This window comes from Thermomonas sp. LB-4, from assembly GCF_036409385.1.
In the GTDB taxonomy this organism is placed as follows: domain Bacteria; phylum Pseudomonadota; class Gammaproteobacteria; order Xanthomonadales; family Xanthomonadaceae; genus Thermomonas.
Window position 1 is genome coordinate 14,159 of the sequence record NZ_JAXOFT010000013.1, and the last position, 16,530, is coordinate 30,688.

Here is a 16,530-nt window from a genome sequence, read left to right on the forward strand (position 1 = left end):
TGTCTCACGCCGGCACACCCGGCGTCGCCACGGAGCTTTCCATGCGCCGCATTCGCCTGATGTCTTCGCTCGCCGTGGCCGCGCTGCTTGCCGCAGGCGCCGGCAGCGCGGGCGCGCAGACCCTGAGCCTCAACTGGAATCCGCGCAGCGGCGATGTCTGGGTCGACACCTGGCTGGGCGACATGAATCGCTACGGCAGCCGCTACCGCGATCCCTTCATCGACGAGATGGTGCGCTACCACGGTGCGCCGCGCGATCTGGTCATCGACCTGCTGGTCAACCGCCGCTGGGCGCCGGGCGATGTGTACTACGCCTGCGCCATCGCCCAGGTCATCAACCGTCCGTGCCGCTACGTGGCCGACTACTGGCAGGCCAACCATGCGCAGGGCTGGGGTGTCGCCGCCAAGCGGCTGGGCATCAAGCCGGGCTCGCCGGAGTTCCACCGGCTCAAGCGCGGCTTCGTGCCCACCTACGACCGCTGGTCGCGTCCGATCAGCCTCGACGACGACCTGCGGCGCGCCTATCCGGATCGCGGCCGCGGGCATGCCCACAAGCCCGAGAACGCGCGTGGCAATGCGCGTGGCGACGGCCCCGGCAACAGCAAGGGCAATAGCGGCAAGAACAAGGGCAAGGGCAACAGCGGCAAGGGCAACGGCCACCACTAGGGCGCCGTACATTGCGGTGCTCGCGCAGGCGGGTTCGCCCTTCCGCGAATGTCCCCCGGCAGCGGGCTGCGCCCGCTGCCTCCTCCTTGATTTCGCTACAGGGCAAACCCGCCTGCGCGAGCTGCGTGGCGCGTCGCGGACGTAGGCGGGTCAGTCTTGCGGCGCCGCACCCGGCCTTCCGTCAGCAGCGGCGCGCTGCGGCTCATCGTGGCGCGGGTCACCGCCCGCTGACCATCGGCTTGTTCGCCGGATGCGCCAAACCGCCTGCGCGAGCTGCGTGACACCGCGGACGCAGGCGGATCAGTCCTGCGGCACCCGCACCCAGCCTTCCATCAGCACCCGCGCGCTGCGGCTCATCACGGCGCGGGTCACCGCCCACTGTCCGCTGACCTGATCGACCGACGCGCCCACCGCCAGCGTGCCGGAGGGGTGGCCGAAGCACACGCGTTCGCGGGTACCGCCGCCAGCCGCGGTGTTCACCAGCGTGCCCGGCACCGCCGCCGCGGTGGCGATGGCGACCGAGGCGGTGCCCATCATCGCGTGATGCAGCTTGCCCATCGACATCGCGCGCACGTTGAGGTCGATGCTGCCGGCGTCGATGCGCTTGCCGCTGGACGAAACGTAGTCCGCCGCCGGCGCAACGAAGGCCACCTTCGGCGTGTGCTGGCGGGTTGCGGCTTCTTCCGCCGTCTTGATCAGCCCCATGCGCAGCGCGCCGGCCACGCGGATCGCCTCCAGCTTCGCCAGCGCCGCCCTGTCTTCGTTGATCGCCGGCTGCAGCTCGGTGCCGATGAAGCCGATGTCGGCGGCGTTGACGAACACGGTGGGAATGCCGGCGGTGATCATGGTCGCCTTCAGCGTCCCCACGCCCGGCACGTCGAGGTCATCGACCAGGTTGCCAGTGGGGAACATGGAGCTGCCGTCGCCCTCGTCGTCGGAAGGATCGACGAACTCCAGCACGATCTCGGCGGCGGGGAAGGTCACGCCATCCAGTTCGAAATCGCCGGTCTCCTGCACCTGCCCGCCGCGCACCGGCACATGCACCAGGATGGTCTTGCCGATGTTCGCCTGCCACACCCGCACGGTCACGGTGCCGTCCTGCGGGATGCGTTCGCCGGGAATGAAGCCGTTGGCGATGGCGAACGGACCGACCGCGGTGGACAGGTTGCCGCAGTTGCCGGACCAGTCCACGAAGGCGGTGTCGATGCTGACCTGCCCGTAGAGATAATCGACGTCGTGATCCGGCACGGACGCCGGCGCGATGATCACGCACTTGGACGTCGAGGAGGTCGCCCCGCCCATGCCGTCGGTGTGCTTGCCGTAGGGATCGGGCGAGCCGATCACCCGCAGCAGCAGCGCGTCGCGCGCCGGGCCGGGCACCTGCGCTGCTTCCGGCAGGTCGTCGCGCCTGAAGAACACGCCCTTGGACGTGCCGCCGCGCATGTAGGTGGCGGGGATGCGCAGTTGCGGAAGCGATGACATGGCGATGCCTGCGGTGGGTGCGGGCACCCATTTTCGCCGCTTGCCGGCGCTTTCGCGAACTTCAGGCCGCCAGCAGGTCCATGAAATCGCGCACCGGCATGGCTTCCAGCCGCGCCTGGTCGAGCGCCACCTCGAGGATGCGCTGCTGGCGCTGCGTATCGAACCGCCGCGCGAGGTTGCGGCGGAATTTTTCCTCCAGCAGCGGCAGCCCTTCGTCGCGGCGGCGCGGATGGCCGATGGGGTATTCCACCAGCACCTCGTCCAGCGCGCTGCCGTCTTTGAAGTGGACGGTCAGGCCATTGGCAATGCTGCGTTTGCCGGGGTCGTGGTAGTCGGCGGTGAACTGCGGCTCCTCCACGCAGCGGATGCGCGCGCGCAGCGCGTCGATGCGCGGATCGGCAGCCACGTCGTCTTCGTAGTCGGCGGCGGTCAGGCGGCCGAACAGCAAAGGCACCGCCACCATGTATTGGATGCAGTGGTCGCGGTCGGCGGGATTGTCCAGCGGGCCGTGCTTGTCGATGATGCGCATGCACGCGGCCTGGGTGCGGATGACGATCTTCTCGATGTCATCAATGCCACGGCCGAGCGCGCGCAGCTGCTGGTGCAGCGTCATCGCCGCCTCCACCGCGCTCTGCGCGTGGAACTCGGCCGGGTAGCTGATCTTGAACAGCACGTTCTCGATCACGTAGCTGCCGTAGTTGCGTTCAAACCGGAACGGGCGCCCCTGGAAGCTGACGTCGTAGAAGCCCCACGCCGGCGCGGTGAGCGCGCCGGGATAGCCCATCTCGCCGGCCTGCGCGATCAGCGCCAGCCGCACCGCGCGCGAACAGGCATCGCCGGCGGCCCAGCTCTTGCGCGAGCCGGTATTGGGCGCGTGGCGGTAGGTGCGCAGGCTCTGGCCGTCCACGAATACCTGCGACAGTGCTGCCAGCGACTGCTCGCGGCTGAGTCCGAGCAACATCGACACCACCGCCGTCGAGGCCAGCTTCACCAGCGCCACGTGGTCCAGCCCGACCTGGTTGAAGGAGTTCTTCAGCGCCATCACGCCCTGGATCTCGTGCGCCTTGATCGCGCAGGCCAGCACGTCGCGCATGGTCAGCGTCGCGCCGCCGCGGCTGCGCCAGTCGGCCACCGCCAGGATCGCGCCGAGGTTGTCGGACGGGTGGCCCCATTCGGCGGCCAGCCAGGTGTCGTTGAAGTCCAGCCAGCGGATCGCCGCGCCGATGTCGAACGCGGCCTTGACGGGATCCAGCTGGAAGCCGGTGCCGGGCACGCGCGCGCCGTTTTCCAGCGTGGCGCCGGGCACCACCGGCCCCAGCAGCTTGGTGCAGGCCGGGTGCTCCAGCGCTTCCAGCGCGCAGCCCAGAGAATCGATCAGCACCAGCCGCGCGCTGCGCCAGGCCAGCGCGGAGGCGGGTTGGAAATCGCGGACGTAGTCGACGATGTCGACCAGCACCTCGTCCCATTCGGCCCTGGAAGACGGCACAGGCAAGGACATGGCGGCACTCCCGTTTGAATCAGTACCGTAATGGTACTCTTTCGCGGGTGCCGGCGATGTGCCTGCGGCCGGCGCGCGGCGGTAAGCCGGCCGCGCAGGCCACATGCCCATTGCGTGGGCGCGCGTGGCCTTTTGGTTCTGACGCGGCTGCGAATTCAGCCCGCGCTGTTGGCGGCGATGAAATCCTGCGCGAACCGCTGCAGCACGCCGCCGGCGGCGTAGATGTGCACGTCCTCGTCGGAATCCAGCCGGCAGGTGACCGGCACTTCGACGGTGTCGCCATCGCGGCGGTGGATGCGTAGCGTCAATGTCGCGCCCGGCGCCGGCATGCCGGCGACGTCGAAGGTCTCGCTGCCGTCGATGCCCAGCGTCAGGCGGGTGGTGCCGGGCTGGAACTGCAGCGGCAGCACGCCCATGCCGACCAGGTTGGTGCGGTGGATGCGTTCGAAGCCTTCGGCCACGATCGCCTCCACCCCCGCCAGGCGCACGCCCTTGGCCGCCCAGTCGCGCGAGCTGCCCTGGCCGTAGTCGGCGCCGGCGATGATGATCAGCGGCTGGCGGCGCTGCATGTAGGTTTCGATCGCCTCCCACATCCGCACCACCTTGCCCTCCGGCTCGATCCGCGCCAGCGAGCCCTGGCGCACGCTGCCATCGTCGTTGCGCACCATCTCGTTGAGCAGCTTGGGATTGGCGAAGGTGGCGCGCTGCGCGGTGAGGTGGTCGCCGCGATGGGTGGCGTAGGAATTGAAGTCTTCTTCCGGCAGGCCCATCTTCGCCAGGTATTCGCCGGCGGCGCTGGAGGGCAGGATCGCGTTGGACGGCGACAGGTGGTCGGTGGTGATGTTGTCGCCCAGCACCGCCAGCGGACGCATGCCGCGCAGCGTGCGCTCGCCCGCCAGTGCGCCCTCCCAGTAGGGCGGGCAGCGGATGTAGGTGCTCATCTCGCGCCAGTCGTACAGCGGCTTGGCCTGCTGGCCGCGCGCGCGCGGCGCGAACATCGGCTCGTACACCTTGCGGAACTGCTCGGGCTTGACGCTGGCCTTCACCACCGCGTCGATCTCGGCATCGCTCGGCCAGATGTCCTTCAGCCGCACCTCAACGCCGTCGGCGTCGATGCCCAGCACGTCCTTCTCGATGTCGAAGCGCACGGTGCCGGCAATGGCGTACGCGATCACCAGCGGCGGCGAGGCCAGGAACGCCTGCTTCGCATACGGATGGATGCGGCCGTCGAAATTGCGGTTGCCGGACAGCACCGCGGTGACGTACAGGTCGCGTTCGATCACTTCCTGCTGGATGGCCGGGTCCAGCGCGCCGCTCATGCCGTTGCAGGTGGTGCAGGCGAAGCCGACGATGCCGAAGCCCAGCCGTTCCAGTTCCGGCAGCAGGTCGGCGTCCTCCAGGTACAGCTGCACCGCCTTCGAACCCGGGGCCAGCGAGGTCTTCACCCACGGCTTGCGGGTCAGCCCGCGCGCATTGGCGTTGCGCGCCAGCAGCGCAGCGGCGATCACGTTGCGCGGGTTGGAGGTGTTGGTGCAGCTGGTGATGGCGGCGATGATCACCGCGCCGTCGGGGATCAGCCCGCGGGCCTCTTCGTCGCGCGCGGCATCGAGCTTGGTTTCGTCGGCGATGCCGCGCTCGGCCAGCGCCGTCACCGGCAGCCGGCGGTGCGGGTTGGACGGGCCGGCCAGATTGCGTACGACGGTCGAAAGGTCGAAGTGCAGCGTGCGTTCGTACTGCGCATGCAGCAGGTCGTCGGCCCAGAAGCCGGCGGTCTTCGCATAGGTTTCCACCAGCGCCACCTGGGCATCGTCGCGGCCGGTCAGGCGCAGGTAGTCCAGGGTGTTGCCGTCGATGAAGAACATCGCCGCGGTGGCGCCGTACTCCGGCGCCATGTTGGAAATCGTGGCGCGGTCGCCGATGGTCAGCGCGGACGCGCCTTCGCCGCGGAACTCCAGGTACGCGCCGACCACCTTTTCCTTGCGCAGGAATTCGGTAAGCGCCAGCACCACGTCGGTGGCGGTGATGCCGGGGCCGGGCTTGCCGGTGAGTTCCACCGCCACGATGTCGGGCAGGCGCATCATCGAGGCGCGGCCCAGCATGACGCTCTCCGCTTCCAACCCGCCCACGCCGACGGCAATGACGCCCAGCGCATCCACGTGCGGGGTGTGCGAATCGGTGCCCACGCAGGTGTCCGGGAAGGCCACGCCGTCGCGGGTGTAGATCACCGGCGACATCTTCTCCAGGTTGATCTGGTGCATGATCCCGTTGCCCGCCGGGATCACGTCGACGTTGTCGAAGGCCAGCCGGCACCACTCGATGAAGTCGAAGCGGTCGGCGTTGCGGCGGTCCTCGATGGCGCGGTTCTTGGCGAACGCCTGCGGGTCGAAACCCGGCGCCTCCACCGCCAGCGAGTGGTCCACGATCAGCTGAACCGGCACCACCGGGTTGACCTGCGCCGGGTCGCCGCCGGCCGCCGCGATCGCCTCGCGCAGGCCGGCCAGGTCCACCAGCGCGGTCTGGCCGAGGATGTCGTGGCAGACCACCCGCGCCGGGAACCACGGGAAATCCAGGTCGCGGCGGCGCTCGATCAGCTGCAGCAGATAGTCGTTGATCCGGGTCGGCTCGGCCTTGCGCACGATGTTCTCGGCATGCACCCGCGCGGTGTACGGCAGGCCGGCCCAGGCGCCCGGCTTGAGCGCTTCCACCGCCTCGCGTGCGTCGAAGTAGTCGAGGGCGGTACCGGGCAGGTACTTGCGATAGCTGGTGTTCATCATGGCGGGCAGGCAAGGGGTCGAACGGACCGCCTATTCTCGCGCATCGCGGCGGGGCCTGCCCCGGCCTCCGTACAATGCGCCGCGTGAACGCCTCGCCCGCCATTCCCGCCGACCAGTTGCGCCTGTCCGTCGCCCCGATGATGGACTGGACGGATTCGCACTGCCGCGTATTCCACCGGCTGCTGGCACCGCATGGGCGGCTGTATTCGGAGATGGTGCACGCCAATGCGGTGATCCACGGTGACCGCGCGCGGTTGCTGGCGATGGATCCGTCCGAGCACCCGGTGGCGCTGCAACTGGGAGGCAGCGAGCCGCCGTTGCTGGCGCAGGCGGCGCGGATCGGTGCGGAGGCCGGTTTCGACGAGATCAACCTCAACTGCGGTTGCCCGTCCGACCGCGTGCAGGCCGGGCGTTTCGGCGCCTGCCTGATGCGCGAGCCGGCGCTGGTGGCGGACAGCGTGGCGGCGATGATCGCCGCGGCGCCGGGCGTGCCGGTGACGGTGAAGTGCCGGCTGGGCGTGGACGACGACCACGAATGGGAGCGCTTCCTCGCTTTCATCGACACGATTGCCGAGGCCGGCTGCCGGATGTTCGTGGTGCATGCGCGCAATGCCTGGCTAAAGGGTCTTAGCCCGAAGGAAAACCGCGAGGTGCCGCCGCTGCGCTACGACTGGGCCTACCGGCTCAAGCGCGAACGGCCGCAGCTGCAGGTGATCGTCAACGGCGGCATCGCCGATGCCGACGAGGCCACCGCGCACCTGCAGCATGTCGATGGCGCGATGCTCGGCCGCGCCGCCTACCACACGCCCTACCTGCTGCACCGGCTCGACGCGCGCTGGTTCGGCGGCAAGCCCCGCACGCGCGGCGAACTGCTGCGCGCGTACCGTCCCTACGTCGAGGCGCAGCTGGCGCGCGGCGTGTTCCTCAAGCACATCACCCGCCACCTGCTGGGCCTGTTCGCCGGCCAGCCCGGCGGGCGCGCCTTCCGCCAGATCCTCAGCGAAGGTGCGCACCGGCCCGGCGCCGACTGGGCGCTGGTCGAGCGGGCCCTCTCACACGCCGAACGCGAGCCGCTCCCGACATGATCACCCGCGATCCCGATGCCTTCCTGGCGCTGGCCCGTGCCCTGCCCACCGACTTCGGCCCGGCCACCGCGCGCGCCGCCTTCCTGGTGGCGCCCGATGGCTTCCGCCTGGCCGAACAATCGGCCCGCGACAACGCCTACATGGCCGATGCCGCGGCGTTCGACGCCGCCCGCGCCTCGGCCCAGCATCGCGACCTGCAGCGGGCGGTGTCGGCGGTGCTGCCGACGGTCTGCTTCGCCGGCAATCCCGACACCCCCGACGCGGTGTTCCCCAACAACGTGTTCGGCACCGCGGCGGGGCGCTATGTCGTCGGCCGCATGCGCCACGAGGTGCGCCAGCGCGAAGCCGCGCGCGCCGACATCCGCGGCTTCTTCCGCGATGTGCTGGGCCGGCAGGAGGTCGATCTCTCCACCCAGCCGCATGCATGCGAACTGACCGGCGCGCTGGTGATCGACCGCGCCCGCGGGCTGGGCTTCTGCGGCCTGTCCGAGCGCTGTGATGCGGAAGGCGCTCGACGGATGCACGAGGCGTTCGGCCTGCGCGCCACCCTGCTGTTCGAGCTTGCGCCCGGCGAATACCACACCAACGTGGTGCTGGCGGTGCTGGCCGGCCGCGCCGTGGTGGTGTGCCCGAAGGGCTTTGCCGATCCCGCGGTGGCCGCTGCCATCGCCGCGCTGTACGCCCCGCATGCGGTGGTCTGCGACGCCGCCGAACACGCTGCCTTCGTGGCCAACTGCATCGCGCTTTCGGCGGACACGGTGTGGATGAGCGCGGCCGCCGGCCGGGCGCTGGCGCCCGCCCACCGCGACGCGCTGGCGGCGGCGGGTCTGCGGGTGGAAACGGTGGAGCTGGACGCGATCGAGGCCGCGGGCGGCTCCCTGCGTTGCTGCATCGGCGAATTGTTCTGAGCCGGGCGGGCAGGAGGCTGAACGGCGCGCTATCCTGTTCAGGAAACTTCAGGGCTGATTCACCCCCTGCTTCCAAGAATGCTCCCGTACCTGCCTTCCCACGTCAGTCACGCCATGCCCCGCATTCCGACCGTCCTGTCCAATCTGTCCGCCGCCGTCCTGCTGATGGCGTCGTCGCTGGCGATGGCGCAGCAGGCGCAACCGGCGCCGCCGCGCGACCGTGAGCCGGAGCGCGAGCTGCAGCAGGCGCCGCGCGTCAGCCTGTCGGATGCGGTGCGCCGGGTGGAGCGCAATACCCGCGGCGAGGTGCTCTCGGCCGAGCGCATCCAGTTCGATGGCCGCGACATGCACCGGGTCAAGGTGGTGGACGACCAGGGCCGGGTGCGGGTGTTCATGCAGGATCCTGTCCGTCGCGACCGTCCGTCGCCACGGCCGCAGCGCGACGACGAGTAAGCCCGAGCCGCCCCTTTCGACCTTTCCCAAGGAGTGACCATGCGTATCCTGCTCGTCGAAGACGAAGCCCCGCTCCGCGAGACCCTGGCCGCGCGCCTGAAGCGCGAAGGTTATGCCGTGGATGCCGCGCAGGATGGCGAGGAGGGCCTGTACATGGGCCGCGAGGTGCCGTTCGACGTCGGCATCATCGACCTCGGCCTGCCCAAGATGAGCGGCATGGAGCTGATCAAGGCCCTGCGCGACGAGGGCAAGAAGTTCCCGGTGCTGATCCTCACCGCGCGCTCCAGCTGGCAGGACAAGGTCGATGGCCTCAAGCAGGGCGCCGACGACTACCTGGTCAAGCCGTTCCACGTCGAGGAGCTGCTGGCGCGCATCAACGCGCTGGTGCGCCGCGCCGCCGGCTGGAGCAAGCCGACCCTGGAATGCGGCCCGGTGGTGCTGGACCTGGCCGCGCAGACGGTCAGCGTCAACGGCAGCAACGTGGACCTGACCAGCTACGAGTACAAGGTGCTCGAGTACCTGATGATGCACGCCGGCGAGCTGGTCTCGAAGGCCGACCTCACCGAGCACATCTACCAGCAGGATTTCGACCGCGACTCCAACGTGCTGGAAGTCTTCATCGGCCGCCTGCGGAAGAAGCTGGATCCGGACGGCGAATTGAAGCCGATCGAGACCGTGCGCGGCCGCGGCTACCGCTTCGCCATCGCGCGCAGCGGCGAGTAACCGCGCGCGCAGGCGCATGACCCCCGCACCCGCCGAGCCCGAACCCGTCGCGTCGCGGCGCGTGCGGCGCCTGCGCATCGGCCAGCCGCGCTCGCTGCAGTCGCGGCAGCTGTGGGCGGCCAGCCTGGGCGTGATCGCCTTCCTCGCGCTGGCCGGCTACGCGCTCGACCGCGCTTTCCAGAGCACCGCCCAGAGCGGCATGCGCGAGCGCCTGCACAGCTATGCGCTGGCCTACGCCAGCAGCGATTTCGCCCGCGACGGCACCGTGATCCCCCCCTGGGACCCGCCGGATTCGCGCTTCAAGCGGCCCGGCAGCGGGCTGTACGCGCAGATCGTGCTGGCGACCGGGCAGTGGGAATCGGATTCCGCGCAGGGCCCCCGCCTGCCAGGCGGCGCCCTGCTTGAGCCGGGCCGGCAGGTGTTCGAAGGGCCGCTGCCCTTCACCCGCATCAGCGGCGCGCCGGGCGAGGTCTACCGCTACGGTTACGGCCTGGCCTTCAGCGACGAGGCCGGCGACCGCGAGATTCCCTACACCGTCTACATCCTCGAGGACACCACCGCGCTGGGCCGGCAGGTGGCGGCGTTCCGCGCCGCGCTGTGGTGGTACCTGGGCGGCGCCGGCGTGGTCCTGTTGCTGCTGCAGATGCTGGTGCTGCGCTGGAGCCTGCGCCCGCTGCGCGACGTGATCGGGGAACTCAAGCGGGTGCAAGCGGGCGCTGCCGCCGGCATGAGCGAGGCGCATCCGCGCGAGCTGGAACCGCTGACCGACAGCATCAATGCCTTCATCCAGAGCGAGCGCGAGAACCTCGAGCGCCAGCGCAATACGCTGGCCGACCTCGCCCACAGCCTGAAGACGCCGCTGGCGGTGCTGCGCTCGCGGCTGGACGCCGACACCGGCGAGGCCGAGCTGCGCAGCGAGGTGGATGCGCAGCTGCGCCGCATGAACGACCTGGTGGGCTACCAGCTGGCGCGCGCGGCGCGTTCCGGCCACCAGCTGTTCTCCGCGCCGATCGAGATCGAGCCGCAGGCCGAGCAGATCGTGGTCGGGCTGGAGAAGGTCTACGCCAGCAAGGGCGTGCTGTGCGAGTTCGAGATCGCGCCGGAGGCGCGCTTCCACGGCGAAACCGGCGACCTGCAGGAGCTGCTCGGCAACCTGCTGGAGAACGCCTTCAAGTGGGCGAAGTCGCGCGTGCTGCTGACGGTGGCTGAAGGCGCGCAGGCGCCCGGCCGCCGCCCCGGGCTGCTGATCGCGGTGGAGGACGATGGCCCCGGCATTGCCGACGACCGCATCGCCCACGTGCTGCAGCGCGGCGTGCGCGGCGACGAGCGCGTGCAGGGCCACGGCATCGGCCTGTCGATCGTGCAGGACATCCTCAGGAGCTACCGCGGCCAGCTGCGCGTGGGCCGCTCGCAGGAGCTGGGCGGCGCGCGCTTCGAGGCCGAACTGCCGGGCGGGCTGTAGCCCGCGCCCGACGCCTCAACTTCAATCGATGCTGATGCCGGCCAACTTCTGCAGCGCTTCGGCGTACTTGGCGCGGGTCCGTTCGATGACCTCGGCGGGCAGGCGCGGGCCGGGCGCGGTCTTGTCCCAGGGAAGCGTCTCCAGATAGTCGCGCACGAACTGCTTGTCGTAGCTGGGCGGGCTGGTGCCGACGGCGTACGCGTCGGCCGGCCAGTAGCGGCTGGAATCCGGGGTCAGCATCTCGTCCATCACGTACAGCTTGCCGTCGGCGTCGGTGCCGAACTCGAACTTGGTGTCGGCCAGGATGATCCCGCGCTGCGCGGCGTAGTCGCGGGCGAAGGCATAGATCGCAAGCGTCGCATCGCGCACCGCTTCGGCCTGCTCGCGGCCGACCAAGTTGACCGCCGCGGCGAAATCGATGTTCTCGTCGTGGTCGCCCACCGCCGCCTTGGTGGACGGGGTGAAGATGGGTTCGGCCAGCTGCTGCGCCTGCTGCAACCCGGCAGGCAGGGCGATGCCGCTGATCGCGCCGGTGCGCTGGTAGTCCTTCCAGCCGCTGCCGATGATGTAGCCGCGGGCGATGCATTCCACCGGGACGGGCTTGAGCTTCTTGGTCACCACCGCGCGCCTGGCGTACAGCGCCGCGTCCACGCCGGCCGGCAGCACGCTGGCGACATCGATCCCGGTCAGGTGGTTGGCGATGATGTGAGCGGTCTTCTCGAACCAGAAGTTGCTGATCTGGCAGAGCATCTCGCCCTTGCCGGGGATCGGGTCGGGCAGGACCACGTCGAACGCGCTCAGGCGGTCGGTCGCCACCATCAGCAGGTGGCCGTCGCCGAGGTCGAACACATCGCGGACCTTGCCGCGGTGGACCAGGTTCAGGCCGGGCAGGTCGGACTGGAGCAGGGTGGTGGCCATGGTTGCGTGCGCTGCGGTGGGGCGCCTAGTTTAAGGCCGGCGCCGCCCCGCGGCCCTGTAAACTGCGGGGATGCGACGCTGGTACGGACAATTCCTGGGCTTCATCGCCGGCTGGCTGCTGCTGCGCCATCCGGTGGGCGGCCTGCTGGGCCTGCTGGTGGGCTATGCCTTCGACCACGACTGGTTCTCCCCGCCGCGCCGGGGGGAGAAGCGCAGGCCGCGCGCGCAGGACCAGCAGGCCGACGCCAGCGGCAACGCCGACGTCGACTGGGCCTACCGGGTGTTCGACCTGCCGGCCAACGCCAGCGACGCCGAGATCGACCGCGCCTACCGCCGGCTGATGAGCCAGTACCACCCCGACCGCGTGGCCGGTGCCGCGCCCGACCTGCAGAAGCTCGCCGAAACCAAGTCGCGCGAGATCAACGCCGCCTACGACCGCATCCGGAAGCTGAGAAAGCAATGAGCACGCAATCGACCGTCATCGCCCCGTCCATCCTGTCCGCCAACTTCGCCAGGCTGGGCGAGGAAGTGGACAACGTGCTGGCCGCCGGCGCCGACTGGGTGCACTTCGACGTGATGGACAACCACTACGTGCCCAACCTGACCATCGGCCCGCTGGTCTGCGAGGCGCTGCGCAAGCACGGCGTCACCGCGCCGATCGACGTGCACCTGATGGTCGAGCCGGTGGACGGGCTGATCCCGATGTTCGCCGATGCCGGCGCTTCGCACATCAGCTTCCACCCCGAGGCCAGCAAGCACGTCCACCGCAGCGTGCAGCTGATCAAGTCGAAGGGCTGCCAGGCCGGGCTGGTGTTCAACCCGGCCAGCTCGCTGGACGTGCTGGACACCATGCTGGACGAGATCGACTACGTGCTGCTGATGTCGGTGAACCCCGGCTTCGGCGGCCAGTCGTTCATCCCGTCCGCGCTCAAGCAGCTGCGCAAGGTGCGGGCGATGATCGACGCCAGCGGCCGGCCGGTGCGGCTGGAAATCGACGGCGGGGTGAAGCCGGACAACATCGGCGAGATCGCGAAGGCCGGCGCCGATACCTTCGTCGCCGGCAGCGCCATCTTCGGCAAGCCGGACTATGCCGCCACGATCGCGGCGATGAAGCAGGCGGTGGTCGCCGCGCGTTGAGCCCGGCGCGGCACGGGCGAAGCCTGTGTTTGCGGCCGCCTCGCAACCTGCTGCCGCTGCCGGTGCCGGGTAGTGGCGCCGGCGGAATGGGTGGGCGTCCTGCCCGTCCTTCGTCCCTGCGATGGACTCCAATGCTGCCGCCTGGGCGTGACATCGACATGACGGAAAGTGGTTTGCATGACGCGCCGGGTTGCGGCTAAAGTTGGCCGATGAACCGGGCGAACCCGTCTTTCGAGCGCAGCTGGCGATGGTGGCGTGGCAATGCCGCCCCGTTCGCCTGCACGCATCTTTCGAAGGACGTCCTCCGTGACCACGCACGCCCAGTTCGACCAGTACGCATCTGACGGCTACACCCTTGTCCCGGTGGTGCGCGAGGTGCTGTCCGACCTCGACACTCCGCTGTCCGTCTACCTGAAGCTGGCCGACGGCCCGCATACCTACCTGTTCGAATCGGTGGAAGGCGGCGAGCGCTTCGGCCGCTATTCGATCATCGGCCTGCCGGCGCGCCGCGTGTACGAAGTGCGCGGCCACACCCTGCGCGTGCTGGAGCACGGCGAGGTGGTGGAAACCCGCGAACTGGACGACCCGCTGGCCGAGGTGGAGCGCCTGCGCGCCGCCCACCGGGTGCCGAAGATCGACGGCCTGCCCGGTTTCAGCGGCGGGCTGGTGGGCTGGTTCGGCTTCGAGTGCATCGAATACATCGAGCCGCGCCTGTGCGCGCATGCCAATCCCGATGCGCTGGGCACGCCCGACATCCTGCTGATGCTCAGCGACGAGCTGGCGGTGTTCGACAACCTCAAGGGCCGGCTGTACCTGATCGTCCACGCCGACCCGCGCGAGCCGCAGGCATGGGCGCGCGCCAACCGCCGGCTGGACGCGCTGGCGCATCGCCTGCGCCAGAGCGGCGCGCCGTATCCGGAAACGCTGGTGCCGGCGGCGATCGACGAGTCCGATTTCCGCTCCAGCTTCACCCGCGAGGAATACCACGCGGTGGTGCGCAAGGCGCAGGAGTACATCCGTGCCGGCGACATCTTCCAGGTAGTGCCCAGCCAGCGCCTGTCGGTGCCGTTCAGCGCCCGCCCGGTCGACGTATACCGCGCGCTGCGCGCATTGAATCCGTCGCCGTACATGTACTTCCTCGACGTCGGTGCCACCCAGGTGGTGGGCTCGTCGCCGGAGATCCTGGCCCGCCTCCAGTTCGATGCGGAAGGCACCGGCACCGTCACCGTGCGGCCCATCGCGGGCACCCGCCCGCGCGGCAAGACCCCGGAGGAGGACCTGGCGCTGGAAGCCGAACTGCTGGCCGATCCCAAGGAGCGCGCCGAGCACCTGATGCTGATCGACCTGGGCCGCAACGACGTCGGCCGGATCAGCGCCGCCGGCAGCGTCAAGGTGGGCGAGCAGTTCGTGATCGAGCGCTACAGCCACGTCATGCATATCGTCAGCGAGGTCACCGGCACCCTGCGGGCGGGCCTGTCCTACGCCGACGTGCTGCGCGCCACTTTCCCGGCCGGCACCGTGTCCGGCGCCCCCAAGATCCGCGCGCTGGAAGTGATCCGCGAGCTGGAGCCGGTCAAGCGCAACGTCTATTCCGGCGCGGTTGGCTACATCGGCTGGCACGGCGATGCCGACACCGCCATCGCCATCCGCACCGCGGTGATCCAGGACAACATGCTGCACGTGCAAGCCGGTGGCGGCGTGGTCTACGACTCCGATCCCGACGCCGAATGGCAGGAAACCATGAACAAGGGCCGCGCGCTGTTCCGCGCCGTGGCGCAGGCGGCGAGGGGGCTCTGACATGCTGCTGATGATCGACAACTACGACAGCTTCACCTTCAACCTCGTGCAGTACCTGCAGGAACTCGGCGCGGAGGTGCGGGTGGAGCGCAATGACGCGCTCAGCGTGGCGCAGATCGAGGCGCTTGCCCCCGACAAGATCGTGATCTCGCCGGGGCCGTGCACGCCGAACGAGGCGGGGGTGTCGCTCGACGTGCTGCGCGAGCTGGGTCCGCGCATCCCGGTGTTCGGCGTATGCCTGGGTTACCAGGCGCTGGGGCAGGTCTACGGCGGCAAGGTGGTGCGCGCGGGGCGGATCATGCACGGCAAGACCTCGCCCATCCACCACGAAGGAAAAGGCGCGTTCGCCGGCCTGCCGACGCCGTTCGAGGCCACCCGCTACCACTCGCTGGTGGTGGAGAAAACCAGCGTGCCCGATTGCCTGGAAGCCACCGCCTGGACCGAGAACGACGACGGCAGCGTGGAAGAGCTGATGGGCCTGCGCCATCGCGAGTATCCGGTCGAAGGCGTGCAGTTCCATCCGGAGTCGATCCTTACCCAGCACGGCCACGCGCTGCTGAAGAACTTCCTGGAGCGTTGACCATGCCCATCACCCCGCAGGAAGCCCTGCAGCGCACCATCGAACACCGCGAGATCTTCTTCGACGAAATGGTCGACCTGATGCGCCAGATCATGCGCGGCGAAGTGTCGCCGGCGCTGACCTCGGCCATCCTCACCGGGCTGCGGGTGAAGAAGGAAACGGTGGGCGAGATCGCCGGCGCCGCCACCGTGATGCGCGAGTTCGCGCGGCCGGTGGAGGTGGCCGACAAGACCCGGCTGGTCGACATCGTCGGCACCGGTGGCGATGGTTCGCACACCTTCAACATCTCCACCTGCGCGATGTTCGTGGTCGCCGCGGCCGGCGCGCGGGTGGCCAAGCACGGCAATCGCAGCGTGTCTTCGAAATCCGGCAGCGCCGACGCGCTGGAGGCGCTGGGCGCGGCGATCGAACTGCAGCCCGCGCAGGTGGCGCGCGCCATCGAGGAGGTCGGAATCGGCTTCATGTTCGCGCCCATCCACCACCCGGCGATGAAGGTGGTGGCGCCGGTGCGCCGCGAGATGGGCGTGCGCACGATCTTCAACATCCTCGGCCCGCTGACCAACCCGGTGGGTGCCACCCGCATCCTGATGGGCGTGTTCCACCCTGACCTGGTCGGCATCCAGGCGCGCGTGCTGCACGAGCTGGGTGCCGAGCGCGCGCTGGTGGTGTGGGGGCGCGACAACATGGACGAAATCTCGCTCGGCGCCGGCACGCTGGTGGGCGAACTGCGCGACGGCAATGTGCGCGAATACGAGATCCATCCCGAGGATTTCGGCATCGCCATGTCGGCCAGCCGCAACCTGAAGGTGGCCGACCCGGCAGAATCCATCGCCATGCTGCGCGCGGTGTTGGACAATCGGCCCGGCCCGGCCAACGACATCGTCGCGCTCAATGCCGGCGCGGCGCTGTACGTGGCCGGCGTAGCCGACAGCATCGCCGATGGCCTGGCCCGCGCCCGCGCGGCCATCGCCGACGGCAGCGCGCGTGCGCGCATGCAGCAGTACGTCGCCACCAGCCGCGCGCTGGCCGACCAGGGCTGATCCACCCC

At 69.6% G+C, this 16,530-nt stretch carries 15 protein-coding genes; 11 read left to right on the top strand and 4 right to left on the bottom strand.

Annotated features, from left to right (window positions below; all coding sequences use genetic code 11):
- The first annotated feature begins 41 nt into the window (after positions 1-41).
- Positions 42-665 carry a hypothetical protein gene (locus SPK54_RS09570; protein ID WP_330947676.1) on the top strand — a complete coding sequence of 208 codons (624 nt, stop codon included), beginning with the start codon at positions 42-44 and terminating at the stop codon, positions 663-665.
- Between the two features lie 300 nt (positions 666-965).
- Here the strand turns inward: SPK54_RS09570 and prpF are convergent, their stop codons facing one another.
- The 3 genes from prpF to acnD all read right to left on the bottom strand — a co-directional run bounded on the left by prpF (position 966) and on the right by acnD (position 6,416).
- On the bottom strand, positions 966-2,147 hold the full coding sequence (gene prpF / locus SPK54_RS09575) for a 2-methylaconitate cis-trans isomerase PrpF (protein WP_330947677.1): 1,182 nt from the start codon (positions 2,145-2,147) through the stop codon (positions 966-968).
- A gap of 61 nt (positions 2,148-2,208) precedes the next feature.
- The gene (locus SPK54_RS09580) at positions 2,209-3,645 is read right to left on the bottom strand and encodes a bifunctional 2-methylcitrate dehydratase/aconitate hydratase (protein ID WP_330947678.1); all 1,437 of its coding nucleotides are present in this window, start codon (positions 3,643-3,645) and stop codon (positions 2,209-2,211) included.
- A gap of 155 nt (positions 3,646-3,800) precedes the next feature.
- Positions 3,801-6,416 carry a Fe/S-dependent 2-methylisocitrate dehydratase AcnD gene (gene acnD / locus SPK54_RS09585; RefSeq protein ID WP_330947679.1) on the bottom strand — a complete coding sequence of 872 codons (2,616 nt, stop codon included), beginning with the start codon at positions 6,414-6,416 and terminating at the stop codon, positions 3,801-3,803.
- 86 nt (positions 6,417-6,502) lie between these two features.
- On the opposite strand from acnD, the gene dusA reads away from it, so the two are divergent.
- From dusA to SPK54_RS09610, 5 genes are all read left to right on the top strand, one after another.
- The gene (gene dusA / locus SPK54_RS09590; RefSeq protein WP_330947680.1) at positions 6,503-7,504 is read left to right on the top strand and encodes a tRNA dihydrouridine(20/20a) synthase DusA; all 1,002 of its coding nucleotides are present in this window, start codon (positions 6,503-6,505) and stop codon (positions 7,502-7,504) included.
- Positions 7,501-8,412 carry an arginine deiminase-related protein gene (locus SPK54_RS09595; RefSeq protein WP_330947681.1) on the top strand — a complete coding sequence of 304 codons (912 nt, stop codon included), beginning with the start codon at positions 7,501-7,503 and terminating at the stop codon, positions 8,410-8,412. The genes dusA and SPK54_RS09595 overlap by 4 nt, the downstream gene beginning before the upstream one ends.
- Positions 8,413-8,526: 114 nt before the next feature.
- Positions 8,527-8,865, top strand: coding sequence for a hypothetical protein (locus SPK54_RS09600; RefSeq protein ID WP_330947682.1), 339 nt, complete (start codon positions 8,527-8,529; stop codon positions 8,863-8,865).
- Positions 8,866-8,904: 39 nt separating this feature from the next.
- Positions 8,905-9,588, top strand: a complete 684-nt coding sequence (locus SPK54_RS09605; RefSeq protein WP_330947683.1) for a response regulator transcription factor — start codon at positions 8,905-8,907, stop codon at positions 9,586-9,588.
- Positions 9,589-9,604: 16 nt separating this feature from the next.
- Positions 9,605-11,050, top strand: coding sequence for an ATP-binding protein (locus tag SPK54_RS09610; protein ID WP_330947684.1), 1,446 nt, complete (start codon positions 9,605-9,607; stop codon positions 11,048-11,050).
- 21 nt (positions 11,051-11,071) lie between these two features.
- On the opposite strand, the gene SPK54_RS09615 is transcribed toward SPK54_RS09610, so the two are convergent.
- Positions 11,072-11,968 (bottom strand): phosphoribosylaminoimidazolesuccinocarboxamide synthase, encoded by an 897-nt coding sequence (locus SPK54_RS09615; RefSeq protein ID WP_330947685.1) that lies wholly within the window; start codon positions 11,966-11,968, stop codon positions 11,072-11,074.
- A gap of 70 nt (positions 11,969-12,038) precedes the next feature.
- On the opposite strand from SPK54_RS09615, the gene SPK54_RS09620 reads away from it, so the two are divergent.
- From SPK54_RS09620 to trpD, 5 genes are all read left to right on the top strand, one after another.
- On the top strand, positions 12,039-12,431 hold the full coding sequence (locus SPK54_RS09620; protein ID WP_330947686.1) for a DnaJ domain-containing protein: 393 nt from the start codon (positions 12,039-12,041) through the stop codon (positions 12,429-12,431).
- Entirely contained in the window at positions 12,428-13,105 is a 678-nt protein-coding gene (gene rpe / locus SPK54_RS09625) for a ribulose-phosphate 3-epimerase (RefSeq protein WP_330947687.1), read from the top strand. The genes SPK54_RS09620 and rpe overlap by 4 nt, the downstream gene beginning before the upstream one ends.
- A 306-nt stretch (positions 13,106-13,411) precedes the next feature.
- Positions 13,412-14,902: an anthranilate synthase component I gene (trpE, locus tag SPK54_RS09630; protein WP_330947688.1), complete on the top strand. Its 1,491-nt coding sequence runs from the start codon at positions 13,412-13,414 to the stop codon at positions 14,900-14,902.
- A gap of 1 nt (position 14,903) precedes the next feature.
- Positions 14,904-15,482 carry an aminodeoxychorismate/anthranilate synthase component II gene (locus SPK54_RS09635; RefSeq protein ID WP_330947689.1) on the top strand — a complete coding sequence of 193 codons (579 nt, stop codon included), beginning with the start codon at positions 14,904-14,906 and terminating at the stop codon, positions 15,480-15,482.
- A gap of 2 nt (positions 15,483-15,484) precedes the next feature.
- Positions 15,485-16,522: an anthranilate phosphoribosyltransferase gene (trpD, locus tag SPK54_RS09640; protein ID WP_330947690.1), complete on the top strand. Its 1,038-nt coding sequence runs from the start codon at positions 15,485-15,487 to the stop codon at positions 16,520-16,522.
- The last annotated feature ends 8 nt before the right edge of the window (positions 16,523-16,530 follow it).